Below are 24,143 nucleotides of genomic sequence, written 5' to 3' on the forward strand. Positions count from 1 at the left end.
CTGGGCGGAATGAGAAGCCTGGATACTGGCTCAAGCTGGCGGGACCGCCGGCCGGCGCTCAGGGTGTTTCGGGCTTCAAATTGCATACACTGGACGCCACTCCACAGCAGGAAAGGCAGGGCCGCAGCCGGCCAGCGCACACCGGAACCGGGCCGCCCGGTCTTTTTCGAAAGGGACACTCATGGATAATATTTCTCCGCTTGCCAAAACCCTCGCCGAATCCAACGGCATCGACTGGCGCGCCATTCAGGGCACCGGAAACGGCGGGCAGGTCGTCGAGCAGGACATCATCAACTACCTGACCCGCGTGATGAGCGGTGAGGAAGAGCCGCCGGCCACCCCGGTGGACCTGCCGCCGCCCGACTGGACCGGCGACGAGCTGCCGGCCGGCATGAGCGCCGAAATACTCAGCCAGGCCGGAGTGGAATCCGACATTGCCGCGCTGGTCAATCAGGCACCGGTGGCCGAAGCGCCGGCCGGGCAGTCCCTGCCGGGCAGCCAGAGCAGCGCCGCACTGGAAGAAGACGAGTTCGAGCTGGACCTGGAAGACGAGGACCTGACCCCGGTTCAGCCTGCCGTGCCTGCCTCCCAGGGCGGATTTGGACAGCCGGCCCAGCTGGCCAGCGCTCAGCCGGTGGCCGACACCCAGTCGACTGGCGCGGCCGCTGGCGGCCTGGGCAGCCTGCTCTCGCAGCTGTACCAGTCGCCTGCTCACCAGAGCGAACCTGTGGCGGCCGAGCCTGAGCCCACCCCGGCTGAACCTGCCCAGACCGAGCCGGCCCAGACTGAATCGGTGCAGCCCAGCGTGGCGCCTGCGGCCTCCTTCAGCGCTCCATCTGCTTCCTCCTTTGGCAGCTTTGGCCGGCCCAGCGGCTTCGGCCAGCCGGTTGACCAGAGCGCCGAGCCACAGTCCGCTGCGGTAACTCCGGCCAAGGAGGAAGAGCCCACTGAACCAGCTTACGCGCAGGCAGAAGCCACCCAGCCCACCCTGTCGGGCGCGCCGGCCTTTACCGACGAAGCGGCTCCGACCACCGAAGCTCCGGTTGCAACCGAAGCCAGCGTTGCCGAGCCTGCCCCGGCCGCCCTGGCTCCTACAGAAGAGTCTCCTGCAGCAGAGCCCGCTGCACCGGCCGCCAAGCAGCAGACCCCGGCTCCCGAGGAGCGCCCGGCCGTTGCTGCCCCGGCTGCCACCGCGCCGGCGTCCGCAGCTGCCGAGCGTCCTGAAAAGGCCGTGTGGTTCGGCGTCTACCTGCGCCGCGACGCCGACCTCCAGGCGGCTTCCGAGCTGCGCGACCAGCTGAACGTCGCGCTGGGACAGGACGTGCCCCTCTCGCTGCTGCTGGCCCGCGCCGCGCAACAGCACGCCAGCCTGCTGAACCTGAACGCTGTGGCGATTCAGGATGCCTACTCGCACCGTGTCCGTTCGGTGGGCGCGGCCGGCAGCGGCCTGCGCGACGCCCTGAGCGCCCTGGACCGCGACCACGAGGGCGAAGCCGACCTGCTGGTGGTCAATGCCGGCACCTTCGAGCTGGACGAACTGCACTACCCGGACGCCGTGACTCTCTCGCTGGGCCGCATGGTAGACGGCCGCGCCGCCTTGAGCCTCAACGGTGACGTGGACACGGCCCAGGCCGCTGAATTCCTGGCGGCCGTGGCGGCCAGCCTGGAAACCCCGGTGGCGCTGATCGTCTGAGCAGCCGGCGGCGGGGTAGGGACTGTCCGGCCTGGCCGGCCCAGGCCCGGCAGCCCCCGCCACAGCGCCCGCAGGGTTTGACCTATACTCAGGCACGGTGTTACGCGCCGTGCTTTTTTTTGGCCGCGCACAGCAGCGCAGGAGCGCGTGACCGCAGAAGGGGAGGCAGCCAGCAGGGCTTCTCCACCCGACTGCCCAAATAAGAGGAGGGCTGAAATGCCTGGAATTGCAATTATTGGAGCCCAGTGGGGCGACGAGGGAAAAGGGAAGATCACCGACTTCCTGGCCCCGGAAGCCAGCTACGTGGTTCGTTACCAGGGCGGCGCCAACGCCGGCCATACCGTGACGGCGGCGGGCCAGACTTTCAAGCTGAACCTGCTGCCCAGCGGCGTGCTGCACGAGGGCACCGTCAGCGTGCTGGGTGACGGCATGGTGATTGACCCCGACAAGTTCCTGGAAGAACGCCGCAACCTGATTGCCGGCGGGCTCAACCCGGACCTGCGGATTTCCGACCGCGCCCACCTGGTGCTGCCGCACCACAAATACGTGGATGGCCGCAAAGATTTTGTGGGCACCACCGGCAAGGGCATCGGCCCGGCTTATGCCGACCGCGCCCGGCGGGTCGGTGTGCGCTTTGGCGACCTGGCCGACGACAGCGTGCTGCGTGAGCGCCTGGAAAGACTGCTGGAAGCCAAGCCCAACTCCACCCGTGAAGCCGGTTGGGACAGCGTGGACACTGCCTTCGAGGCCATACAGCCGGTGCGTGATGCGCTGCTGCCGTTTGTTCACGACACCGGCGCGCTGGTGCGTGCGGCCATCCGCGAGGGCGAGAACGTGTTGTTCGAGGGTGCACAGGCCACTTTGCTGGACCTGAACTACGGCACCTATCCGTTCGTGACCAGCAGCCACCCCACCGTGGGCGGCGTGCTGGTGGGCGCCGGCGTCAGCCACAAGGCGCTGCACCAGGTGTACGGGGTTGCCAAGGCCTTCAACACCCGCGTGGGCCACGGTCCTTTTGCCACCGAAGTCTTCAGCGACGAGAACATCCTGCGTCTGCGTGGTGATGGCTCCAACCCCTGGGACGAATTTGGCACCACCACTGGCCGCCCCCGCCGGGTGGGCTGGCTGGACTTGGAACTGCTGAAGTACGCCGTGGAAGTCAATGGCCTGGACGGTCTGGTCATCAACAAGCTGGATATCCTCAGCGGCCTGGACAAGGTGCCGGTCTGCGTGGGCTACGGCAGCGAAGGCCAGCCCATCATGCGCGAAATGAAGGGCTGGGCCAGCACCGAAGACGCCCACAGCCGCGACGACCTGCCGAAAGAAGCCCAGGCCTACCTTGACCTGATCGAAGAAGTCACCGGCTGCCCGGTCGTGATCTTCTCGTGCGGCCCCGCCCGCGAGCAGACCTACGGCGCCGTGAGCTGGAACTGAGGGAGGCGAGCAGGTTGACTCTCCCAGATGAGCGCAGTGGCCTGCCCGGGCAAGGCGCTGAGGCCGCCGCGCTGGAAGTGCCGGGGCTGGCGGCCCTGACCCGCGACTGGCTCACCGCCATCGGGGAAGACCCGGACCGCGAGGGCTTGCAGCGCACCCCTCACCGGGTTGCCAAGGCCTGGGCTTTCCTGACCGGAGGCTACGGGCAGACCTTGGCCGAAGTGGTGGGCGAGGGTGTCTTTGCCGCCGAGGGCAGTGAAATGGTGATCGTGAAAGACATCGAGTTTTATTCGATGTGCGAGCACCACATGCTGCCTTTTTACGGCCGCGCCCACGTCGCCTATATCCCCGACGGCAAGATTCTGGGCCTCAGCAAATTTGCCCGCATCGTGGACCTCTATTCGCGCCGCTTGCAGGTGCAGGAGCGCATCACCACCCAGGTGGCCGAAGCGGTCGAGGAGCTGCTGACGCCCAAAGGCGTGGCGGTGCTGATGGAAGGCACCCACCTGTGCATGTCCATGCGCGGCGTGCAGAAGCAGAACTCCAGCACCACGACGTCGGCTATGAGGGGGCTGTTTCGCAACGACCCACGCACCCGCGCCGAGTTCATGAGCGCCGTGCAGGGCACCCTACGGAGCCGCTGACCGGCTCTTCAGGTGACTTAACCCAGAGTAAAAAGCAAGCAGCCCCGGAACAGTCGATGTCCGGGGCTGCCTTTCAATCTGGTTCTGGATGAATCAGCGCACGCGCACGCGCAGGGTCATCTTGTAAGTCTGATTGGGGGTGAGGGTCGGTACGTTCCAGCGCACGTTGGTGTATTCGCTGGGCTGAACCTGCACCCGGCGGGTCACGCTCTTGCCGTTCTCGGTAACGGTGACGGTGCGGAACAGCGGGGCGCGGCCGAAAGTCTTGCCGCCGTCAAAGGAGTATTCGGTCCGCACGTTGCCCAGGCCGCCCGAAGAAGCCACGAACACGGTGCCGGCCGGCACGGGCAGGCTGGGGGCCACGTTGTTCAGCGGCGCGCGGGAGACATTCTTGGCGGTGACTTCGTACTGAATCACGTCGCTGGGGCGTACGCGGCTGGCGTCGGGGTTGAGGCGTTCGGTGACTTTGCCGTCTGCGCCGCGCACGCTGGTGACCAGGTAATCGTTCAGCAGCAGCTGTACCGGGCTCTGCTGGGTCTGCTGGGCGGTGGCTGCGGGAGCGGCCGTCTGGGTCTGGGCCAGAACCGGGGCAACCCCCAGGCCGAGCAGCAGGGCAGGAATCAGAAGGATATTTTTCATGGAAAGCCTCCTACAAAGCACAAAGCAGGGAAAGAAGACGAGAGATTAGAGAAAGGGAGCCAGGCAAGCAAGATGCCGGACTTCTGACCTCCCAGTTTAGAAAAGAGGCCCTTACGAGAAGCTGACCTGACCGGAACTTTACCCTTTTGAATGTCTTGGCTGTTCTTTGGCCGTCGGGCGCGCGGCAGTCATCACAAAAGCCCGGCAGCGCAGCTGTCATGATGGCGAGGCAAGCAAACGTGGAGCCTGGCCTGCCGTGGGCCCGGCCGGGAAACTGCGGAAGAGGGAGAAACCACCAAGCATGACTGCCAACAAAGTGACCCGTTACAGCCGCTTCGAGGGCGAACTGGACAGCCTGGAAGCTTCCGAGCTGATGCAGATGATCCAAGAAGCCCTGTTGGGACAGGGGTTCAACGATCCCTACGACCCGGACCCGGACGCGCGGCCCAGCATGGACGATCTGTTCGACGCGATCCTCGAAGCGCTGGCCGAGCGCAACATGATCCCCGAAGAACAGCTGCTGGAGGCCCTGCAGGCTGATGATATCCGCCAGACGCAGCTCGGGCAGCAGATCGAGCGCCTGATGGACAAGTTGCAGGAAGAAGGCTTTATCCGCAAGGAGTTCGGTGAAGACGGGGATGGCAGCGCCGGCGGCACCGGCGACCCCGGTGAGGCGACCTTCCAGCTGACCGACAAGAGCATCGATTTCCTGGGCTACAAATCACTGCGCGACCTGATGGGCGGCATCGGTCATTCCGGGGCCGGCTCACACGACACCCGCGACTATGCCAGCGGCATCGAGATGTCGGGCGAGCTGAAGAACTACGAGTTCGGCGACACCCTGAACCTCGATACCACCGCCACCCTGGGCAACGTGTTTGGGAAAGGCCTGGACAACCTGGAAGAATCTGACCTGGTCATCCGGCAGGCCGAGTACCATTCCTCGGCAGCCACGGTGGTGATGCTGGACTGCTCACACTCCATGATTCTGTACGGCGAGGACCGCTTCACGCCGGCCAAGCAGGTGGCCTTGGCGCTGGCGCACCTGATTCGTACCCAGTACGCGGGCGACACCGTCAAGTTCGTCCTGTTTCACGACTCGGCAGAGGAAGTGCCAATTGCCAAGCTGGCGCAGGCGCAGATCGGCCCCTACCACACCAACACGGCCGGCGGCCTGCGGCTCGCGCAGCAGCTGCTCAAGCGCGAGAACAAGGACATGAAGCAGATCGTGATGATCACCGACGGCAAGCCTTCGGCGCTGACCCTGCCCGACGGCCGCATCTACAAGAATCCCTACGGCCTGGACCCTTACGTGATGGGCGCCACCCTGCGCGAGGTCGCCAACTGCCGCCGCAGCGGGATTCAGGTGAACACCTTCATGCTGGCCCAGGACCCCGACCTGCTGGCTTTTGTGCGCCGGGTGGCCGAAATGACCCGCGGCAAGGCGTATTTCACCACGCCGGAAAACATCGGGCAGTACGTGCTGATGGACTTTGTGGCGAACAAGACCAAACTGGTGAACTGAGCAGGGGGGCGGGGAGGGCAGTGACCCGCCGGCAGACAGGGCCTTAGACTTTTGGCCTCTCGGACCTTTAGACTCCTAACCCGAATGCAGGGCGCACCCATGACCGATTCCCTTCAAAAGCTCTTTTCCCCCATCACCAAAGCCGCCGGGCAGGCCGTGGGCGACTACGGCATGATCGAGGACGGCGATAAGGTCATGGTGTGTCTCTCGGGCGGCAAGGACAGCTACACCCTGCTGGACGTGCTGCTGCACCTGCAAAAGCGGGCGCCGGTGCGTTTCGAGGTGGTGGCGGTGAACCTTGATCAGGGCCAACCGGGCTTTCCCAAGGATGTGCTGCCGCGTTACCTGTCGGAGCTGGGCGTGCCCTTTGACATCCTGACCGAGGACACCTACAGCGTGGTGAAAGAAAAGGTGCCCGAAGGCAAAACCACTTGCAGCCTCTGCAGCCGCCTGCGCCGGGGCATCCTGTACGCGCACGCCCGCGAGATCGGCGCCACCAAGGTTGCGCTGGGCCACCACCGCGAGGACATTCTGGAGACGCTGTTCATGAACATGTTCTTCGGTGCGCGGCTCAAGGCAATGTCGCCTAAGCTGCAGTCCGATGACGGCACCAACGTGGTGATTCGCCCGCTGGCCTATGTCCCCGAAAGCCAGATCATCGCCTACGCGGCGGCCAAGGGCTTTCCCATCATTCCCTGCAACCTGTGCGGCTCGCAGCCTAACCTGCAGCGCCGGGTGGTGGGCGAAATGCTGGAAGGCTGGGAGCGCGAGCATCCCGGCCGGCTGAACAACATCCTGCGGTCGCTGACCCGCGTGACGTCCAGCCACCTGCTGGACCGCGAGCTGTACGACTTTGCCGGACTGAGCGCTGCACCGGCCAAAGGCGACAGGGGCTTCGACGCCGAGGAGTACCCCGAGCGCGAGTTCCTGAGCGGGCTGAGCGAACTGACCATGCTGGGCTGATCCCTGCCCCAGAGCCGGGACTGAGTTCCCAGAAGGCCGCAGAGCGCCGCGCAGCCGTTACACTGAAGCATGTCACAACCCAAAAACCTCAGTCTGGAACTGAAGGAACTGGTCGCGCAGATGCAGGCGCGGCGCACCCACGTGGAGCAGGGGGGCGGCCCGGACCGGCTGGCCAAGCAAAAGCAGGGCGGCAAGATGACGGCCCGCGAGCGCATCGAGTACCTGCTGGACGAGGGCAGTTTTCTGGAGATGTCCACTTTTGTGGAGCACGGCCGCAACCGCCTGATGGACGGTGTGGAAGCCCCCGGTGAAGGCGTGGTGACGGGGCGCGGCACGGTTGGTGGCCGGCAGGTGTTCGTGTTCAGCCAGGATTTCACCGTGCTGGGTGGGGCGCTGGGCAAAATGAACGCTGCCAAGGTGGTTAAAGTGGATGGACCTGGCCGCCAAAACCGGCTGCCCGGTGATCGGCCTGAACGATTCGGCCGGGGCACGGATTCAAGAAGGGGTGGACAGTCTCAGCGGCTACGGCGAGATTTTTTACCGCAATGCTGTCTACTCGGGGGTGGTGCCACAGATCAGCGCCATTCTGGGCCCCTGCGCGGGCGGCGCCGTATACAGCCCGGCGCTGACCGATTTCATCCTGATGAGCAAGGGCAGCTCCTACATGTTCATTACCGGCCCCGAGGTGATCAAGTCGGTGACGCGCGAGGACGTAACCTTCGACCAGCTGGGCGGCAGCAGCGTGCACGCCCGCAAGTCCGGGGTGGCGCATCTGGCGCTGGAAGGCGACGCGGCGGTGCTGGACGGCATCAAGCAGCTGCTGACCTACCTGCCGCAAAACGCCCGTGAGCAGGCCCCCCGCGCCGAGGTCAGCGACCTGCCCACCCGCCAGACCCCCGAGCTGCTGGATATGGTCACGCCGGACCAGACCCGGCCCTACGCCATGCACGGCGTGATCGAAACGCTGGTGGACCAGGGCAGCTTTCTGGAAATCCAGCCGGACTGGGCCAAGAACATCATCGTGGGTTTTGCGCGGCTGAACGGCGAAAGTGTGGGTATCGTCGCCAACAACCCCAAGGTGATGGCCGGCTCGCTGAACATAGACGCTTCCGACAAGGCCGCCCGCTTTATCCGTACCTGTGACTGCTACAACATCCCGATTCTGACGCTGGTGGACGTGACCGGGTTCCTGCCGGGCGTGGGGCAGGAACACGCCGGCATCATCCGGCATGGCGCCAAGATGCTGTATGCCTACGCCGAGGCCAGCGTCCCTGATTACCCGCAAGAGCTACGGTGGGGCTTACCTCGCCATGAACAGCCGCGACATGGGCGCCGACGTGGTCTACGCCTGGCTCACCGCCGCCGTAGCGGTGATGGGCGCCGAGGGTGCCGCCAACATCGTGTACCGCCGCGAGATCAAGAACAGTGAAAACCCGGAGGCCACCCGCGCCGAGAAAATCCGCGACTACAAGGAAAACTTCGACAATCCTTACGTGGCGGCGGCCAAGGGCTATATCGACGACGTAATTCCGATGGAAACCCCCCGCGAGCAGCTGATCAAGACCTTCGAGATGCTGCGCGGCAAAGAAGAGCAGCGACCTTTCCGCAAGCACGGCAACATGCCGCTGTAACGCCTGCGGGGGCGGGCACCGGGCATTCGGTTCTGGTGCCTGGCCCCGTAAAAAGCGTGGAGGACGTGGCCGAGTCACCTGGGCTGACAAAGCGCTGACATGGCCTGGGTAGGCTGCCGGCATGAACGCCACTTCCAAGCGCTGGTTCCTGCTGCCTCTGACAGCCCTGCTGTTCGCCTGCAGCGAGCCGGCCAAAACCACCACCAGCCAGACCACCACCGACGGCAACACGACCACCACTTCGGCCACCACGACCACCGGCGCCGGTGAAGCGGCCAGCGATGTGGCCACCACCATCGGCGCGGCGGCCGGGCAGGCGGGCGAAACGGCCAGCGCCGTGGCGTCTCAGGCGGGTGAGGCAGCGGCCAGCGCCGGCGCCGCTCTGGGTCTGAGTGCTCCCCCCGCCCCGTACTCGGACGGCAACCTGACCGGCGCGGGTGCCAGCTTTCCTTTCCCGCTGTACTCCAAGATGTTCGACGAGTACGCCAAGGCAACCGGCGTCAGCGTGAACTACCAGTCGGTGGGCTCGGGCACCGGCCAGAAGCAGATCATCGCCCGCACGGTGGATTTTGGCGCCAGCGACAACGCGATGGATGACGAGAAGCTCGCCAGCGCGCCGGGCAAGATTGCCCATATCCCGATGGCCCTAGGCGCGGTGACTGCCACCTACAACATCCCTGGTCTGGCCGCCGGCACCGAACTGAAGATGACCGGCCCGGTGCTGGCCGACATTTACCTGGGCAAGATCAAGACCTGGAACGACCCCGCCCTGACCAAGATCAACGGGGGCGTGCAGCTGCCCTCTCTGCCCATCACCGTGGCGCGCCGCTCGGATTCCTCCGGCACCACCGCCGTGTTTACCGACTACCTCAGCAAGGTCAGCCCTGAATTCAAGGAGAAGATCGGCAGCGCCAACTCGGTCAACTGGACCGTGGGCAGCGCCGCCAAGGGCAACGACGGCGTGGCTGGCCTGGTGCAGAACACCCCCGGCTCGATCGGCTACATCGAAGAAGCCTACGCCCGGCAGAACAACCTGCCCATGATGGCGATTCAGAACGCGGCCGGCGAATTCGTCAAGCCCAGCCTGGAAAGTGTCTCGGCCGCTGCTGCTGCCTCCGACCTGCCCGACGACCTGCGCGGCAGCGTGACCAATGCGGAAGGCACCGGCGTCTACCCGATGGCGTCTTACACCTATCTACTGATCTACCCTGAGCAGAAGTACGGCAGCCGCGAAAAGGGCCAGGCCGAACGGCTCCAGCACCTGCTGCAGTGGATGCTGACGACCGGCCAGAGCTACCACAAGGATCTCGGCTACGCCGGCCTGCCGGACAGCGTGCGCGAGCGTGCCATGAAGATCGTCAACGACATGACTTACGGCGGTCAGCCGATGAACCCGGTGAAGTAAGCGGAAGCCGGAACAGGGCAGGGGGAAGAGGCACCAGCCGCGCCCCTTCCCCCTGCCTATGTTTTGCAGGGTGCGGGGGTGCGCAGGGGCCGCAAAAACCCTCCCGCTGGGGGAGGGCAGTCAGTTTGTGAGGCGCAGTCAGGCTCAGGGGTACAGGCCGCGCAGGGCGCGCGCTTCCAGCACCCGGGTGCAGGCCACGATGTAGGCAGCGGTGCGCAGGGTGACGCCGTGGCGTTCTTTCACGTCCCAGAGGCTCAAGAAAGCGTCGGTCATGATGCGGTCGAGGCGCTGGTTGATCTCGTCCTCGGTCCAGAAGAACGAGCTGAAATCCTGCACCCACTCGAAATAACTGACCGTCACGCCGCCGGCGTTCGCCAGCACGTCCGGCACCAGGGTGATGCCGCGTTCGGCCAGGATGTCGTCGGCGGCCGGGATGGTGGGGCCGTTGGCACCTTCCACGATCAGCCGCGCTTTGATGCTGCCGGCGTTGGCCTCAGTGATCTGTTTTTCCAGGGCGGCGGGAATCAAAACGTCACAGTTCACGCTCCAGAACTCGTCACGGCTCAGCTCGTCGGTGCCGTCCAGATCGGTGATCTTGCCGGTGCCGTGCAGATGCTCCATCGCCTTGTAGGGGTCAATACCGGCCGAGCTGTACACGGTGCCGGTCACGTCCTGAATGGCCACGATCTTGGCGCCGTGGTCATGGAAGATGCGGGCGGCGGCGTTGCCCACGTTCCCGAAGCCCTGCACAGCGATGCGGGCGCCTTCCAGCGAGATGCCCAGTTTCTTCATGGCTTCGGCGCCGGTCACGAACACGCCGCGGCCGGTGGCGTCGCTGCGGCCCAGCGACCCCCCCAGGCTGATGGGTTTGCCCGTCACCACGCCGGTGGCGGTGCGGCCCACGTTCATGGAGTAGGTGTCCATCATCCAGGCCATGATCTGCGGGTTGGTGTTCACGTCGGGCGCGGGGATGTCCTTTTCCGGACCGATGATCAGGCCGATTTCGGTGGTAAAGCGCCGGGTGACCCGTTCCAGTTCGCCCTGCGAGTAGCGGCGCGGGTCGATGCGGATGCCGCCTTTACCGCCGCCGTAGGGTACGTTCACAGCGGCGTTTTTGATGGTCATCCAGGCGGAGAGCGCCATCACTTCGCTGAGGTTCACGTCCTGGTGGTAACGGATGCCGCCCTTGGCCGGGCCGCGCGAGGTGTTGTGCTGCACTCGGTAGCCCTCGAAATGGGCCACGCTGCCGTCGTCCAGGTGAATCGGCACGTCCACCACCAGAATGCGTTTGGGCCGCTTGAGGGTCTCCACCCAGTAGGCCAGGCTGCCCAGGTAAGGGGTGACGCGGTCCACCTGCTCCAGGAAAATCTCGTAGGGGCCGATGTTGTTGGGGTCCAGGTAAGAGGGCAGGTCGTGCTGGGTGGTCTTGCCCGGCTGCTGGGCCGGGCGGGTATCGGTGGTCATGGCAGAGCTCCTTGGATGAAAGGGAAAAAGGACTTCAGGGGTAAACGCCGCGCATCTCGGTGGCGCCGGCAATCCGGCTCAGGGCCAGCGTGTAGGCGGCGGTGCGCATCTCGGTGCCGTGCTGCTCCATCAGTGCCAGCACGTTGTCCAGGGCGCGGTCGATATGCTGCTCCACGACCTTTTCAATTTCGCCCTCGGTCCAGAAGAAGTTGGTGTGTGACTGCACCCACTCGGCGTAGTTCACCACCACGCCGCCCACCGAGGCGACCAGATCGGGCAGCACGTGAATGTCCTTGCCGCGCAGATAACGCTCGGCTTCGGGCAGCACGGCGCGGTTGGTGGCTTCCACCAGGTAGCGGGCCCGCACCGAGTGGGCGTTACCGGCATGCACGGTGCCGAAGTCGAAGGCCAGAATCAGGGCGTCCACGTCCAGCTCGATCAGTTCCTCGGGGGTGATGCTCAGCCCGAAGCCGCTCACGCTGCCCTGTTCCTCGCGCCATTGGCCCAGCGCCTCCAGGTCCAGGCCGCCGCTGCTGTAAGTGGCGCCCTGGCGGTCGCTGACGGCCACGATCAGGGCGCCACGGTCGCGCAGCAGCCGGGCCGCTTTGGACCCCACGTCACCGTAGCCGAACACGGCGATGCGGGCATTCTTCACGCCGCTGCCGTCATTCTCCAGAGTGCGGGCCGTGACCATCGCGGCGCTTTGGCCACGGGCGTCCTTGCTGCCGTACGATCCGCCCAGCGCGATGGGCTTGCCCACCACCATGCCGTTGATAGAAGTACCCCGGCCTTCGTTGAAAGCGTCGAAAATCCAGGCCATGTTCTGCGAGTCGGTGCCGATGTCCGGCGACAGGATGTCCTCGTTGGGCCCGATCAGCTCGATCAGTTCGGAGGTGTAGCGCCGGGTCAGGCCTTCGAGCTCGTGCGGGCTGAGGGTCTCGGGGTCCACGTCCACCCCGCCCTTGGCGCCGCCCAGCGGCAGGTCGGCCACTGCCGCCTTGAGGGTCATGATGGCGGCTAGCACCTCGCACTCGTGGCGTGAGAGCCCCTCGCGGAAGCGCACCCCGCCCAGGCTGGGGCCACGGGCGTTGGAGTGCACGGCGCGGTAGCCCTGAAAGACCCGCACATGGCCGTCGTCCATCTTGACCGGCAGGTTGACCTTGACACTGCGGCGGGGATATTTGAAGTAAGCGAGGGTCTGGTCGGTGACCTCGCAGTAAGGCAGGGCTTCTTGAAGCTGTTCCATCAGCCCTTGCCAGTTGAGTCCTGAAACCCGCATCTGGGCCTCCTTGAGAAAAGTAAAGTTATGGCATGCCGCCTGACCGTCTCCCGGCCGGCCCCGGCAGCAGGGAGGGTCCCTGACCCCGCCATCAGCAGGGCAGCGCAGTGAGAAACGAATTCATAGTGACGCTAAGAGCATACACGCTCACCCGCCGCTTGTGGGCCGGTGAGCTGTGCTTGCCTGCGCAAGTTTATTTTCTCGCTGCCGCCTGTATTTTCTTGCCTCAGCTGTACGGAGAAAATGTGTACGGCAAGGCAGAAAATAAGACCGTCTTAGAGCATCTATACAGGATTTTATGCATTTCCTGGAGCCGCCAGGCGCGCGCTGGCTCGCTCTCAGGCCGGCGCGAGGCGGTCCAGCAGCGCTTCAAGTTCCTGTCGGGCGGGCGTGGCCGGCAGTTGCAGCAGGGCCGAGCGGGCCAGTTCCAGCCGCCGGGTCACTTCCTGCCAGCCCTGGCAGTCGGTGCCGTACTCGCGGCACAGCGCCTGCACACGCGGCAGGTCGCCGCTCTGATCGGCGCGGCGCAGCAAAATCGCGCGTACCTCCTCGGCGGCGGGGGTGTCCAGCAGCCGCAGCACCGGCAGGGTGGCTTTACCCTCGCGCAGGTCGCTGCCGACCGGTTTGCCCAGGTCTTCCTCGCGGCCCAGCAGGTCCAGCAGGTCGTCGCGGACCTGAAACGCCATGCCCAGCTCGCGGCCGTACTGCCGTAGCGCTGCTTCCTGCTCGGCGGGGGCGTCCAGCAGCATGGCCGGTGCAGCGGCGGCCAGCTCCAGCAGCGCGGCCGTCTTGCCGTAGATGATTCGCTCGTATTGCTCGTCGGAGGGGTTGCCATAGGCGGCCACCTGGAACTGCAGCACCTCGCCCTCACAGATCACGCTGGCGACCTCGCCAAAGGCGCGAATCAGCCGCGGGCTGCCGGGCAGTTCGGCCAGCAGCATCAGCAGCCGCGCCAGCATAAAGTCGCCGCTCATCACGCTGACCACGTTGCCGTAGCGCCGGAAAGCCGCTTCCTTGCCGCGGCGGGTGTCGGCGTCGTCGATCAGGTCGTCGTGCAGCAGCGAAGCCGAGTGCAGCAGCTCAACGCAGACGGCCAGCGCCAGGCTCTGCGGATTCTCGTGCGGGCCGCCCAGGGCCTCGGCGCTGAGCAGCGTGACCAGCGGGCGCAGGCGCTTGCCCCCGGCGGTGACCAGGTCTTCACCGATCAGTTCGATAAATTCCACTTCGGAACGCAGCACTTCGCGCAGCCGCTGCTCGAAAGCAGGCGGCAGGCCAGCGGCAAACGCGGCCGCGGACGCAGCGGGCCGGGGGGAGACGGAAGGCTGGTTCATGCCCGGCCAGTATAGGAAATGAGCAGCGCGGCAAAGCGGGATTCTGGCCCCTTTTGGCCGGCCCGGGGGCCTCCAGGCCTTGAACAACCGCTGGGAGTTGGCCGGGTGGGCAAAAGATCCCTGCGCCAGCGGCGCCCGGACATGCTAAAAAGGAGGCATATGGAAAGCGTCGTCGCACTGTTTCAAACTCCCCAGCAGGCCGCCCGGGCCCTGCAGGTTCTCGAGTCGCGCGGCTTTGACCGTGACCGCCTGGGCTTTGCCTGCACCGACGTGGTGGCCCAGAGCGAGATGGCCGACGCGACCGGCGTCAGCCCCGAAGAGGGCGCTCCGGCCGGCTCCGGCGGCGTCATCAAGGGCGCAATTCTGGGCGCTCTGGGCGGTCTCGCCCTGACGGTACCGGTCTGGATTCTGCTGGCCCTGATTCCCGCCGCCCAGGTGTATGTGGACGGCGGCATGTACGCCTCGCTGTTCGGATTGATCGGTGGCGTGACTCTGGGTGGCCTGTTCGGGGCGCTGTCGGGTTCGGACAACGGCGATTACGTGCGTCTGCTGCGCGGCTTCGGAATGCCGATGCCGGACGCCGAGCGCGTCTATGGCCGCATGCAGGAGGGTGACGTTTTGGTGATTGCCCGTGACGCCGATCAGAGCCGCACCAGCGAAGCGTCCAACCTGCTGCGTCAGCTGGGTGCTCGCTCGCTGGACAGCATGGACACTGCCGGACAGGCCGTCAACGAAGAGGTGCCGCTGCGCAGCGAGGGCCGCGGCGCCCGCGCCGAGCGGCAGGCCAATGAAGGCATCGGCGCCGTGGGTTCTACCCCCGACGAAGCTGTCAGCTCCGAAGCCGAACAGACTCGGCGCTAATTCCCGGCGTTCTCGCCGGCAGCAGGCCGCCGCGCCTGGGCCGGTCAGGCGCTTTCCGGGCCGCTTCCTCAAAGGAGGCGGCTTTTTTGCTGTGGAGAGCGGCAGGCTCTATGGCCCCTGACTCTGTGTGGTCATATGTGGTCAGCTGCCGGGTGCGTAGGCCCGTGCCGTATGATGGGCGGATATGCCCCGCCGCACTTCCTCCCGCTCTGCCCGCCGTCCCCACCACCCGCCAGCCGGCAACCCCGCCGAATGGCCGCTGTACGAAGCCGAGGTGCTGCGCGGCCTGGAAGAGGTCGCCCGCACCGAGCTGGGCACGGTCCGTGGGCTGGACATTCTGTCGGTCGGCGACGAGGCGGTGCAGTTTCGCTACGCCGGCGACCTCTCGCGGCTGAGCCGCCTGCGCAGCGTCACGGCGGTGTACGCGGTGCGCCGCTGGGACGTGCCGCGCCCACGTGGGCTGCTGGGGCATCAGCAGCTGGGCGAGCTGACCGGCTGGCTGCGTGAGGTGGCGGCGCAGGGCGGGCATACCTCGCTGCGCCTGTCGGCAGCGGGCCGGGACACCGAAGTGATGGAGCGCCTGACCGCCGAAATCGCGGCGGGCCTGGGGTTGCCGCACCAGCCTGAAGACGGCGAACTGCGGTTGCGGCTGCGCCCGGCGGCAGACGGCAGCGGCTGGGAGGTGCTGGCCCGGCTGACGCCCCGGCCCCTATCGGCCCGTGACTGGCGGGTCTGCAACCGCGAGGGCGGCCTGAACGCGGCGGCGGCGTACGGCGCGTTGGCTCTGGCGGGGCTGCGGGCCAGCGACCGGATCTTCAACCCGATGTGCGGCAGCGGCACCCTGCTGGTCGAGCGGGCCCTGATGGGCCCCTACGAGGCAATGGTGGGCGTGGACATTGACCCGGAAGCAGTAGCCTGCGCCCGTGCCAACCTGCGCGCCGCCGGCCGCCGGGTAGAAGTGGCGCAGGTGGACGCCCTGAACACTGGCCTGCCGCCGCGCTCTTTTGACCTGATCGTGGCCGACCTGCCCTGGGGCGACGATATCGGCACCCACGGCGGCAACGCCGAGCTGTACCCTGCTTTTCTGCGCGAGATGCACCGGCTGTGTTCCAAGGGTGGCCGGCTGCTGGTCATCACTCACGAAATCCGGCTGTTCGAGCGGGTGCTGGCCGGGTCTCCCTGGCAGGGCCGTGAGCTGACGCAGATTTACAGCGGCGGGCATCACCCCAAGGTTTATCTGCTGACCCGCTAGCCTCTCTGCTTGCGCCAGGCCGCCCGGCCCCGTGCTGCCTGGGACAATTGGGATTGGGACAATTCAGGCCTGCCCTGCCGCCTAGACTGAGAGGCATGATGACTCGGCCCCGCACTGGTCAACCGCTCTTTTTCCGCGCCTCCTCCCGCCTGGGCGCGGCTCTGGTGCTGCTGCCCGCTCTGCTGGTGGCCTGCCAGTCGCCGGAGCAGCAAAATACGGCGGCCTCGGCCACAACAACCACGACGGCTACGACCACCACTTCGTCGGCAGAGACGGCTGCGCCGGCCGCTGACGATACGGCTTCCGGCACTCTGGCTTCGGGCAGCATGGCCTCGGGTGGCATGGCGATGGACCACAGCGCCCACGCGGGCCATGCGGCCAGCGGCGCCAGTACCAGTAGCGCCACTGCCAGCAGCGCCAGCACCGGCGACCTGCCGCTGGAAGTGCAGGCCGCCACGGTGAGGGCTGTGCCGCCCAGCATCGGTGACACCGCCGCCTACGTGACGCTGCACAACCCCACCGATCAGGACATCGTGCTGACCGGCGCAGCCAGCGACGCGGCCGAACACGTGATGCTGATGCAAACCATGACCTCCGATGCCAGCGGCACCAGCATGAGCGGCATGGTAGAAACGCCCCAGCTGACCGTGCCGGCCGGCGGCGAGCTGAAGATGGGCCCCGGCGGCGACCACGTGATGCTGATGGGCCTGAAAGAACCGCTAAAGGAAGGCAGCCGGCTGAACCTGACCTTGCAGACGCAGGACGGCCGCACCCTGGAGGTCAGCGCGGAGGTGCAGCGCCCATGACCCCGGCTCCGGCCTCCCGCCCACCCCAGAATTCGTCCCAGGCCCCGGCGGCGCGCCCCTGGCAACAGTCGGCGCTGCTGGCGCTGCTGGCCGTGGCGCTGGTGCTGGGGGTGGCCTGGGCGGTGGCCCGCTCGCAGAGCCCCTATCCTTTTTATGGCTCTGTGGTGAACAGCAGCGAACCGGCCTATATCTTTTCCGGCACTGACGGCAATGGTCGGCCCTGGACCCTGCAGCCGCAGGGCAAGCAGACCCTACTGTTTTTCGGGTTTACCTACTGCCCCGACATCTGCCCGCTGACCCTGAAATATCTGGACGCCCTACGTGACCGCATGACCCCCGAAGAGCGCCAGCAGGTGCAGGTGGTGTTCGTGTCGGTGGACCCGGACCGCGACACCCCCCAGCGCATTCGCGAGTACGTGGAGTATTTCGGGGAAGGCACCGGCGTGCGGGTTCCCGAGCCGGAGCTGAGCCGGGTCGCGCAGGCCTACGGCGTGGCTTACGGCAAGGTGCCGGTAGACGGCCCGCTGAAGTATCAGATCAACCACACCACCGCCACCTACCTGATCGATGCCAGCGGGTATACCCGCGTGATGTGGGACTACACCCAGCTGCCAGACGTGGACCGCATCCTGCGCGACGTGCGCTATGTGATGAACCACCCGCGTGAGCCGCAGGCGGGCGCGGCGGTGCCCTTGCCCTCGGGCCAGGCCCTGGCAGCGGCCCGGCTCCCGCTGACACAGGTGGTGACCCCATGAACCTCAATCCCTCGTTCGCTGATCTGCTGACTCTGAACTTCAATCTGCTGATCTGGGCTGGTCTGGCCCTGGTCGCCGCGTTTTACTTCTGGCAGTTTGCCCGTTTCCGCCGTGGCCCCGGCGGCCGGCAGAACTGGCCGGTGTGGAAAGCGGCGCTGTTTGTGCTGTCGCTGCTCAGTGCGCTGTGGGCGCTGGATTCCAGCGCAGCGGTCTATACCTTGAACTCCATGGCGCTGTATATGGCGCGGCTGATGGTGCTGGCCGAGCTGGTGCCGCCGCTGCTGCTGCTGAGTGTGCCGCGCGGCATTCAGCTTTCGCCGCAGTCGCCGCTGGGCCGGCTGTTCAGCGTGCTGTTCGACCCCTGGGTGGCTTTTGCTGTCTGGACCGCCGTGATTCTGTACTGGAATATTCCGGCCGGATTCAACGCCAGCATCGTGACCAACACGGCCGCCATCTTGCTGCCGGCGCTGTACCTGATCAGCGGCACCATGATCTGGGGAGCCATGCTGCGCCCACTGCCCAGCATTCAGCCGGGGGCTTTCGGCAAGCGCGGCTGGTTCGGCTTTCTGGCTGCGCTGCCGATGATGTCCATCGCCACCTGGTGGCTCTATGCCCGTGACGTGCTGTATCAGCCGTATGTGGGCGCGGTGTGCCTGTGGAACCTGACCCCGCTGCAAAACCAGCAGATCAGCGGCTGGATCATGATGCTGGCCGGGATGCCGGCGCTGGGCCTGGCCGTGCTGCAGATGATGGCCTGGCTGATTGAGATTTCCGGCGGTAACGAGCAGCCTCAGCCGCGCAGCTGACGCTGAGAGGAGCAGAGGCTCTCCATAGGGATTCTTAGCTTGCCTGGTCAGGCCCGGCGCGGATTCCCTATGATGGAAGCACTTATGAATATCGAAGAACTGTTTCGCAGTCGGTTTGGCCCTGAGTCCGCCCGGCAGCTGGCGCAGGAGCTGGGGCTGGACCCCGAGCAGACGGCCCGCCTTCTGGACCGGGCAGCCCGCTCACAGCTGGAAGCTCTGGCCCAGCACGCCCGTTCCGACCACGGCCGCACGCAGGTGCTGGACGCCATTGCCAACCTGCCGCGCTTCCGCGACGTGCAGCAGGCACTGACCGAGCAGGGCGGCGCGGCCTCACTGGTTCTGGCCGGTGAGCTGCTGACCCCCAACCTGCTGGACGCTGACCAGACCGAGCAGGCCGGGCAGCTGTCGCGGGTGGAAGGCGCACCGCAGGAGGCCATCCTCCGCCTGATGAACATGACCCTGCCGCTGCTGCTGAGCTTTATCGGTCAGGCCGGCGTCAACGAGGGCACCATTACCCAGATCATGTCCACCATCCGTGGCAGCGGAGTTCGTCCGCGTTCGTCTGGTGGCTCCTATGTGGCGCGTGCGGCAGCCAACGCTTCTCAGAATGCACCTCATTTCGTGGACGATGGGCAGGCCGCTGCCGGTGAGACAAAAAAAGCCGTTGAGCCGGCTGTTGCTGAGCCGGCGGACCGCCAAGCTGGCGCTGAAGTGGGGGCAGCCGGCGCTGAAGTGGCTCAGCCCCCTGTCGCTCAGCCTTCTATAGCTCAGGCTCCGGCGGTCCAGTCCTCCACACCAGAGGCTCCCAAACCACAGCCTTCAGAGCCCCAGTCCCAGCCTCCGGCAGCGGCCACCAGCGCTTCAGCGGCTGGCATGGCGCCTTCGCAGCCTGCGGCGCAGGCCCAACCGGGCGGCCACCCAACGCCTGTTCCCGCCCCAGAAACTCAGCCGCACCAGCCCGAGCTGGCCCAGGACACCGACTATTCCAAGGACAGCGTGGTGTCGGCGCTGCTGACAGGGGCCACTGTGCCGGAGCCGGGCAGCGTCCGCAGCGAGCCGCAGCCTCAGGCACCGGCAGCTCCGGTCAAGGACAACCCTTACCGCAGTGAGCCGGAACCTCAGCAGGCGGAGGCAAGCCAGCCGGAACCGGAACTGGCCGAGAACACGGATTATTCCAAGGACAGCGTGGTTTCTGCGTTGCTGCAGGGCACCGAAGCGGCGCCGGCAGCCGCTGCGGCCAAAGCGGCCCAGCCCAAGCCGGCCGCACAACCGGCCAAAGAAGCCACGCAACCGGCCCAGGCTGAACAGGCCCGGCCCAAAATGGAGCAGAGCCAGCCGCAACAGGCCAGCAAAACTCAGCCCAGTGACACCAAACCCAGCGAAACCAAGCCCAGCCCAGCGCTGGCTGCTCCCGAGCCGGTCCAGCCTGCACCTGCTGCGACCTCCGAGAATTCAGAGAAGGCGGTCCAGCCCAGCAGCGGCCCTACCCCTGAAGCGTTGGCTGCCGCTGCCGCCGCCGCTGGCATCGGTGGCGGAGCTGTCCGTCCGTCTGCGCCAGCGGCTCCGGCTGGCAGCCCCTGGAAGTCAACTCCGCCCGTGGTGGTGGGCGGCCAGCCTTCACAGGCGCCTGCCCGCGCCGAGCCGGCACCGGCCCCAGCACCCAGCCCAGCACCTGCGGCTCAGCCCCAGGCCACCGCAGCTGGACCTCTGAATGCTGGGACCCTGCTGGCCCTGTTTGCCGAGCAGTTCTCTGGCGAGGGCGTGGGTGCCCTGGCCGAAGCAGTCGGGTTCGGCCGGCGTGATGCAGCCCGGGCAGTGCAAGGCACGGCCGCTGTGCTGCTCAGCGCCCTGAGCCAGAAAGGCCATGATCCGGCCGGCGCCGCCGAGTTGCTGGAAATGAGCAGCGATTACGGCCGTGTCTCCACCGAAGATGCCCGCCTGAACACTGCCCTGCTGGGCAACCGCGCCGAACTGGGTGCCCTGGAAGTGCGTGGCCTGAGTGTGCTGAACCGCCTGATGGACAACCCCAGCCAGGTGGGCGGCCGCCTGGGAACGGCCCTGGGCACTTCCGGCGAGCAGGCCGGCCGCCTGCTGGCCCTGCTGGCCCCCTTCGTGCTAGGTCTGCTGGGCCGCCGCGCCCGCGCCGCCGGCATGGACGCCGCTGGCCTGAGCCGTGTCCTGAGCGACGTGACCCCTCAGCAGCTGGAAACGCTGCTGCCCCAGGGCATGGGCCCCCTCAAAGCGCTGCTCAGCATGCAGCTGTTTGGCGCTGCGCCCAAAGAACGAGCGACTCTGCTGGAAACCAAGCAGGCCAAGGCCGCGCCTTTGCCTACGGCAGCTGTGAACGACAAACCTGCTCCTCCGGTGCAGCCGATGTCTCCGGAGCCGCCCCGCCCGGCCGCTCCGGCACCGGCCCAGCCGGAACGCCAGGGTGGCTTTCCCTGGTGGTTGCTGGCGCTGGTCATCCTGGCCGGCTTGGGTTGGTACCTCTATCAGAATCAGAATGGCGCCCAGACCCCGGCTCAGCCGGCTCAGACTCAGACGGCCCCGGCGGCCGGCGACACAGCTTTCACGGTGTCGCAGCCGGCCAACGGCGCCGAGATGCCGGCCAGCGGTTTTGCCCTGAGTGGCACGGCCCAGCCGAGCACCAACTACAGACTGTTGCAAGACGGCAGCGAGGTCGGCACCTTCACCTCCGGCCCGGACGGCACCTGGACTGCGGATGTGGCTGCCACCACCGCCGGCCAGCACACCTACAGCGTGCAGACCGAAAGCGGCAGCGAGGTCGCCAACCTGCCTCTGACACTCAAGTAACGGCCCTTAAACAACCGGCTACTGAACGGCCTCCCTTTGCGGGGAGGCCCTTTTACTGGGGCGCCGAAGCTCTGTTCAGAGATCGGGAAAGTAAGGTTTGATTAAGAAGCCCTTTCTTAATTTGTTTTCTGTCTTAGGGGAGCGGTCTGTTTTGGCAGACGGCTGACTCCTATCCATTTTTCCCGGGGGCTGGCCCTGGGCGTCCCTGGCAGAGATACCTCGCCGGGGACTGGACTTTGCCCTCTTCTTTCTACCTTTTCAGCCCTGCTGCAGGGAGGCCACCCATGAAAAAAGTCGCGTTTGTTTCGGATTCCTCTTCGGAAATCACCCAGGAAGAAGCTCGCCGCTTGGGCGTTCATATCATTCCCAACAATGTTTATCTCAACGGCGAGCTGCGTAAGGACGGCATTGACCTCAGCACCCGTGACGCGGAGTTTTTTCTGAGCTAGGGGGGTGAGTTGCAGACTGTGGCCACCACGCCCGAAGAATTCATGCAAGTGTTTAGTGACCTTCTCAAAGACCATGACGAAGTGCTGTGTGTCCTGGTCAGCAGTCTGCTCAGCCAGAACATAGAAAACGCCCAGGAAGCAGTGCGCCGCCTGAATGTGCCTGACCGCGTCACTGTCTACGATTCAAGAATCACCACCATCGCCCTGGGGCGGCTGCTGATGCGTGCCAAGCTGGTAGTAGATCAGGGCGGCACTGTCCGGGACGCCGTAGAGCAGATGGAACAGCTGCGTCAGGTGATTGTGGCCGACGCGGTCGTGCCTTCTATCAAGTACTTCCGCAAGGGCAAGCGGGTTTCGGCCAGCCGCGCCATTATCGCCACTTTGCTGCGGCTATGCCCGGTCATGGTCTATACCCCTGAAGGTCAGCTGACCAATGCCCGCACGGTGCGTGGCCGCGACGGCATCTCTTCTCTGATTACCAATCTGGAACAGCGCTTCGGTGATCAGCCTATCGCCGTGACCATCGGCCTGGCCGGTGAAGATCCCGAACAGATTGGCCGGATGCGCCAGGCGCTGGAAGCCAGCCGCCTGAATGTCAAGCATCTGAGCGAGAAACCGATCGGCGCCACCATCAGCGCCCACTCGGGCCCCGGCATCTACGGTTACGTGACCGAACCGTATATCGAAGGCCACCTCGCCTGATGCCCTGGTTCTCTTCCTCTAGCTTCTGGAGCCGCTATGGAATTTAAAGATAAGGTCCTCGTAATTACCGGCAGCGCTTCGGGTATTGGCGCTGCATTGGCAGAGCGTTTCGTGCAAGAAGGGGCAACGGTCGTGACGGCCGACATCAATCCGGCCGGGCAGATGCTGGCAGAAAGCCTCGGCGCCCGTTTTGTCCTGACCGATGCTTCATCCGAAGAGGGAATTCGCGGCCTCATTGCAGATGTGCTGGCCCATGAAGGCCACGTCGACATTTTCTGCTCCAATGCCGGCATCGTGGGCGAATTTGGTGGCCCCGAACTGCCCCAGAGCGTCTGGGACAAAGCCTTTGCCCTGAATGTGATGAGCCATGTCTGGGCGGCCCGCCATGTGCTGCCGCATATGCTGGAGCGTGGCGGCGGGGCCCTGATCAACACGGCTTCGGCCGCCGGGCTGGTCACCGAGTTTTACAGTGCGCCCTACGCTGCCAGCAAACATGCAGCGGTGGGCTTTGCCGAATGGCTGGCGATGACCTACGGCCCCCGGGGTATTGACGTGGCCGTGCTGTGCCCCGAAGGTGTGCAGACGCCCATGATCAAGGATGCGCCGATGCTGCAGGCTAACGCCATCAGCAGCGCCGAATTCGTGGACCGTACCCTGGACGCCCTGAAAGCCGGGAAATTTATGATCATGACCCATCCGTCCACGCAGCCGCTGTACCAGTTCAAAGCCAGTGACCACGACGCCTGGCTGGGCAAGATGACCGAGGCCCGCGGAATGGCTTACGCTCTGCTGGACCGCCATCAGGCCACGCAGGCCGCAGCTGCCGGCACCGAATAATTTTCAGGTCGCCCGCCTCTGCGGCGGCGGAGGTGGCCCTGTTCCGTTCAGGTTGTCAGCGGCCAGGCCAGCTGCTCGCAGGCCAGAAGGCCTGCAAGGCCCACCACAGCGCCGCAGCCCACAGCAGGGCGATGACTGCAGCTCCCGGCAGACTGACCGGCAGGCGCTCGCCCTCACGGGTCAGCGCTTCCTGGCGGGCGGCTGCCATCACGGCGGGCGGAATCAGCCGCACAGCCACCCAGATGCCCAGCGGCAGCAGTACGGCGTCGTCCAGCAAGCCCAGCACAGGAATAAAGTCGGGAATCAGGTCCAGCGGGCTGAGCGCATAAGCCAGCACTAGCGCGGCCCATATTCGTGCGTACCAGGGCGTGTGCGGGCCGCGGTAGGCGAGATACAGGGCCAGTAGCTCGCGCTTGAGGCGCCGCGCCCAGGCTTTGAGCCGCTCGATCATGCCGTCTGCTGTGCCTCCTGCCCCTTCAGCCACTCTGCCGCCCAGCGCCCGATAAAGCCGCGCAGGGGCGGAAGGTCGGCCACGGCGAACCAGTGCAGCCGCTCCACCTCCACGCCGTCAGGCTGGGGCGTGCCTGTCCAGGCCGTCACCTGGTATAGCGCCGTGTAGAAACTGGCCTGGTGTCCGTTCTCCAGCGTCCGCAGCGGGGTGGTGTGCAGGGTCAGCAGCTCTGCCGTCTGTACCTCCAGCCCGGTTTCCTCGCGCACTTCGCGCCGCAGCGTTTGCTCGGGCGGCTCGGCCAGTTCGCACAGGCCACCGGGCAGGCTCCACACATCGGGGCGGCCCACCAGCCGCTGCAGCAGCACCTGCCCCTGCGCGTCGAACAGCAGGCCGGCCGCGCCC

General features: G+C 65.9%; 21 protein-coding genes and 1 pseudogene. 16 read left to right on the forward strand and 6 right to left on the reverse strand.

Features of this window, described 5'->3' with window-relative positions:
* The first annotated feature begins 181 nt into the window (after window positions 1–181).
* The 3 genes from OCI36_RS09690 (at window position 182) to folE (ending at window position 3,771) form a co-directional block, all read left to right on the forward strand.
* A complete protein-coding gene (locus OCI36_RS09690; RefSeq protein ID WP_261664864.1) occupies window positions 182–1,693 on the forward strand; it encodes an E3 binding domain-containing protein in 1,512 nt (503 codons plus the stop codon).
* Between the two features lie 216 nt (window positions 1,694–1,909).
* A complete protein-coding gene (locus tag OCI36_RS09695; protein ID WP_261664865.1) occupies window positions 1,910–3,127 on the forward strand; it encodes an adenylosuccinate synthase in 1,218 nt (405 codons plus the stop codon).
* Between the two features lie 77 nt (window positions 3,128–3,204).
* A complete protein-coding gene (folE, locus tag OCI36_RS09700; protein ID WP_409996735.1) occupies window positions 3,205–3,771 on the forward strand; it encodes a GTP cyclohydrolase I FolE in 567 nt (188 codons plus the stop codon).
* A gap of 93 nt (window positions 3,772–3,864) precedes the next feature.
* Here folE and OCI36_RS09705 read toward each other — a convergent pair whose 3' ends face one another.
* The gene (locus OCI36_RS09705; protein ID WP_261664866.1) at window positions 3,865–4,410 is read right to left on the reverse strand and encodes a hypothetical protein; all 546 of its coding nucleotides are present in this window, start codon (window positions 4,408–4,410) and stop codon (window positions 3,865–3,867) included.
* Window positions 4,411–4,711: 301 nt separating this feature from the next.
* On the opposite strand from OCI36_RS09705, the gene OCI36_RS09710 reads away from it, so the two are divergent.
* The 4 genes and pseudogenes from OCI36_RS09710 to pstS all read left to right on the forward strand — a co-directional run bounded on the left by OCI36_RS09710 (window position 4,712) and on the right by pstS (window position 9,934).
* Window positions 4,712–5,935 carry a vWA domain-containing protein gene (locus tag OCI36_RS09710; RefSeq protein ID WP_261664867.1) on the forward strand — a complete coding sequence of 408 codons (1,224 nt, stop codon included), beginning with the start codon at window positions 4,712–4,714 and terminating at the stop codon, window positions 5,933–5,935.
* Between the two features lie 99 nt (window positions 5,936–6,034).
* Window positions 6,035–6,898, forward strand: coding sequence for a tRNA 2-thiocytidine(32) synthetase TtcA (gene ttcA / locus OCI36_RS09715; RefSeq protein ID WP_261664868.1), 864 nt, complete (start codon window positions 6,035–6,037; stop codon window positions 6,896–6,898).
* Window positions 6,899–6,967: 69 nt separating this feature from the next.
* Window positions 6,968–8,529: pseudogene (locus OCI36_RS09725) on the forward strand (acyl-CoA carboxylase subunit beta).
* Window positions 8,530–8,650: 121 nt separating this feature from the next.
* Complete coding sequence (gene pstS / locus OCI36_RS09730) at window positions 8,651–9,934, forward strand: phosphate ABC transporter substrate-binding protein PstS (protein ID WP_261664869.1); 1,284 nt, start codon at window positions 8,651–8,653, stop codon at window positions 9,932–9,934.
* Window positions 9,935–10,078: 144 nt separating this feature from the next.
* On the opposite strand, the gene OCI36_RS09735 is transcribed toward pstS, so the two are convergent.
* From OCI36_RS09735 to OCI36_RS09745, 3 genes are all read right to left on the reverse strand, one after another.
* On the reverse strand, window positions 10,079–11,398 hold the full coding sequence (locus OCI36_RS09735; RefSeq protein ID WP_261664870.1) for a Glu/Leu/Phe/Val family dehydrogenase: 1,320 nt from the start codon (window positions 11,396–11,398) through the stop codon (window positions 10,079–10,081).
* 34 nt (window positions 11,399–11,432) lie between these two features.
* On the reverse strand, window positions 11,433–12,677 hold the full coding sequence (locus tag OCI36_RS09740) for a Glu/Leu/Phe/Val family dehydrogenase (RefSeq protein WP_261664871.1): 1,245 nt from the start codon (window positions 12,675–12,677) through the stop codon (window positions 11,433–11,435).
* A gap of 338 nt (window positions 12,678–13,015) precedes the next feature.
* Window positions 13,016–14,008 (reverse strand): polyprenyl synthetase family protein, encoded by a 993-nt coding sequence (locus OCI36_RS09745; RefSeq protein ID WP_261664872.1) that lies wholly within the window; start codon window positions 14,006–14,008, stop codon window positions 13,016–13,018.
* A gap of 159 nt (window positions 14,009–14,167) precedes the next feature.
* Here OCI36_RS09745 and OCI36_RS09750 point away from each other — a divergent pair, with 159 nt between their 5' ends.
* From OCI36_RS09750 to OCI36_RS09785, 9 genes are all read left to right on the forward strand, one after another.
* Window positions 14,168–14,869: a hypothetical protein gene (locus OCI36_RS09750; RefSeq protein ID WP_261664873.1), complete on the forward strand. Its 702-nt coding sequence runs from the start codon at window positions 14,168–14,170 to the stop codon at window positions 14,867–14,869.
* A gap of 184 nt (window positions 14,870–15,053) precedes the next feature.
* Window positions 15,054–16,121 (forward strand): methyltransferase domain-containing protein, encoded by a 1,068-nt coding sequence (locus OCI36_RS09755; RefSeq protein WP_261664874.1) that lies wholly within the window; start codon window positions 15,054–15,056, stop codon window positions 16,119–16,121.
* A gap of 95 nt (window positions 16,122–16,216) precedes the next feature.
* Window positions 16,217–16,927, forward strand: a complete 711-nt coding sequence (locus OCI36_RS09760; protein ID WP_261664875.1) for a copper chaperone PCu(A)C — start codon at window positions 16,217–16,219, stop codon at window positions 16,925–16,927.
* Window positions 16,924–17,682 carry an SCO family protein gene (locus OCI36_RS09765; RefSeq protein ID WP_261664876.1) on the forward strand — a complete coding sequence of 253 codons (759 nt, stop codon included), beginning with the start codon at window positions 16,924–16,926 and terminating at the stop codon, window positions 17,680–17,682. The genes OCI36_RS09760 and OCI36_RS09765 overlap by 4 nt, the downstream gene beginning before the upstream one ends.
* Window positions 17,679–18,488 carry a cytochrome c oxidase assembly protein gene (locus tag OCI36_RS09770; protein ID WP_261664877.1) on the forward strand — a complete coding sequence of 270 codons (810 nt, stop codon included), beginning with the start codon at window positions 17,679–17,681 and terminating at the stop codon, window positions 18,486–18,488. The genes OCI36_RS09765 and OCI36_RS09770 overlap by 4 nt, the downstream gene beginning before the upstream one ends.
* Window positions 18,489–18,572: 84 nt before the next feature.
* Window positions 18,573–21,302, forward strand: a complete 2,730-nt coding sequence (locus tag OCI36_RS09775; RefSeq protein ID WP_261664878.1) for a DUF937 domain-containing protein — start codon at window positions 18,573–18,575, stop codon at window positions 21,300–21,302.
* A gap of 284 nt (window positions 21,303–21,586) precedes the next feature.
* Complete coding sequence (locus tag OCI36_RS13360) at window positions 21,587–21,751, forward strand: hypothetical protein (protein ID WP_315941272.1); 165 nt, start codon at window positions 21,587–21,589, stop codon at window positions 21,749–21,751.
* Between the two features lie 18 nt (window positions 21,752–21,769).
* The gene (locus tag OCI36_RS09780; protein WP_315941276.1) at window positions 21,770–22,453 is read left to right on the forward strand and encodes a DegV family protein; all 684 of its coding nucleotides are present in this window, start codon (window positions 21,770–21,772) and stop codon (window positions 22,451–22,453) included.
* Window positions 22,454–22,489: 36 nt separating this feature from the next.
* Window positions 22,490–23,290: an SDR family NAD(P)-dependent oxidoreductase gene (locus OCI36_RS09785; RefSeq protein ID WP_261664879.1), complete on the forward strand. Its 801-nt coding sequence runs from the start codon at window positions 22,490–22,492 to the stop codon at window positions 23,288–23,290.
* Between the two features lie 55 nt (window positions 23,291–23,345).
* Here OCI36_RS09785 and OCI36_RS09790 read toward each other — a convergent pair whose 3' ends face one another.
* The gene (locus tag OCI36_RS09790) at window positions 23,346–23,741 is read right to left on the reverse strand and encodes a YkvA family protein (RefSeq protein ID WP_261664880.1); all 396 of its coding nucleotides are present in this window, start codon (window positions 23,739–23,741) and stop codon (window positions 23,346–23,348) included.
* Window positions 23,738–24,143 (reverse strand): NUDIX domain-containing protein (locus OCI36_RS09795; RefSeq protein WP_261664881.1); only part of this gene is annotated, 406 nt, incomplete at its 5' end. The genes OCI36_RS09790 and OCI36_RS09795, both read right to left, overlap by 4 nt.

The organism is Deinococcus sp. Marseille-Q6407 (assembly GCF_946848805.1).
Taxonomy (GTDB): Bacteria; Deinococcota; Deinococci; order Deinococcales; family Deinococcaceae; genus Deinococcus.

Coding starts and splice junctions, on each gene's coding strand:
- OCI36_RS09690 (WP_261664864.1), top strand. CDS start 182: ATGGATAATATTTCTCCGCTTGCCAAAACCCTCGCCGAATCCAACGGC.
- OCI36_RS09695 (WP_261664865.1), top strand. CDS start 1,910: ATGCCTGGAATTGCAATTATTGGAGCCCAGTGGGGCGACGAGGGAAAA.
- OCI36_RS09705 (WP_261664866.1), bottom strand. CDS start 4,410: ATGAAAAATATCCTTCTGATTCCTGCCCTGCTGCTCGGCCTGGGGGTT.
- OCI36_RS09710 (WP_261664867.1), top strand. CDS start 4,712: ATGACTGCCAACAAAGTGACCCGTTACAGCCGCTTCGAGGGCGAACTG.
- ttcA (WP_261664868.1), top strand. CDS start 6,035: ATGACCGATTCCCTTCAAAAGCTCTTTTCCCCCATCACCAAAGCCGCC.
- pstS (WP_261664869.1), top strand. CDS start 8,651: ATGAACGCCACTTCCAAGCGCTGGTTCCTGCTGCCTCTGACAGCCCTG.
- OCI36_RS09735 (WP_261664870.1), bottom strand. CDS start 11,398: ATGACCACCGATACCCGCCCGGCCCAGCAGCCGGGCAAGACCACCCAG.
- OCI36_RS09740 (WP_261664871.1), bottom strand. CDS start 12,677: ATGCGGGTTTCAGGACTCAACTGGCAAGGGCTGATGGAACAGCTTCAA.
- OCI36_RS09745 (WP_261664872.1), bottom strand. CDS start 14,008: ATGAACCAGCCTTCCGTCTCCCCCCGGCCCGCTGCGTCCGCGGCCGCG.
- OCI36_RS09750 (WP_261664873.1), top strand. CDS start 14,168: ATGGAAAGCGTCGTCGCACTGTTTCAAACTCCCCAGCAGGCCGCCCGG.
- OCI36_RS09755 (WP_261664874.1), top strand. CDS start 15,054: ATGCCCCGCCGCACTTCCTCCCGCTCTGCCCGCCGTCCCCACCACCCG.
- OCI36_RS09760 (WP_261664875.1), top strand. CDS start 16,217: ATGATGACTCGGCCCCGCACTGGTCAACCGCTCTTTTTCCGCGCCTCC.
- OCI36_RS09765 (WP_261664876.1), top strand. CDS start 16,924: ATGACCCCGGCTCCGGCCTCCCGCCCACCCCAGAATTCGTCCCAGGCC.
- OCI36_RS09770 (WP_261664877.1), top strand. CDS start 17,679: ATGAACCTCAATCCCTCGTTCGCTGATCTGCTGACTCTGAACTTCAAT.
- OCI36_RS09775 (WP_261664878.1), top strand. CDS start 18,573: ATGAATATCGAAGAACTGTTTCGCAGTCGGTTTGGCCCTGAGTCCGCC.
- OCI36_RS13360 (WP_315941272.1), top strand. CDS start 21,587: ATGAAAAAAGTCGCGTTTGTTTCGGATTCCTCTTCGGAAATCACCCAG.
- OCI36_RS09785 (WP_261664879.1), top strand. CDS start 22,490: ATGGAATTTAAAGATAAGGTCCTCGTAATTACCGGCAGCGCTTCGGGT.
- OCI36_RS09790 (WP_261664880.1), bottom strand. CDS start 23,741: ATGATCGAGCGGCTCAAAGCCTGGGCGCGGCGCCTCAAGCGCGAGCTA.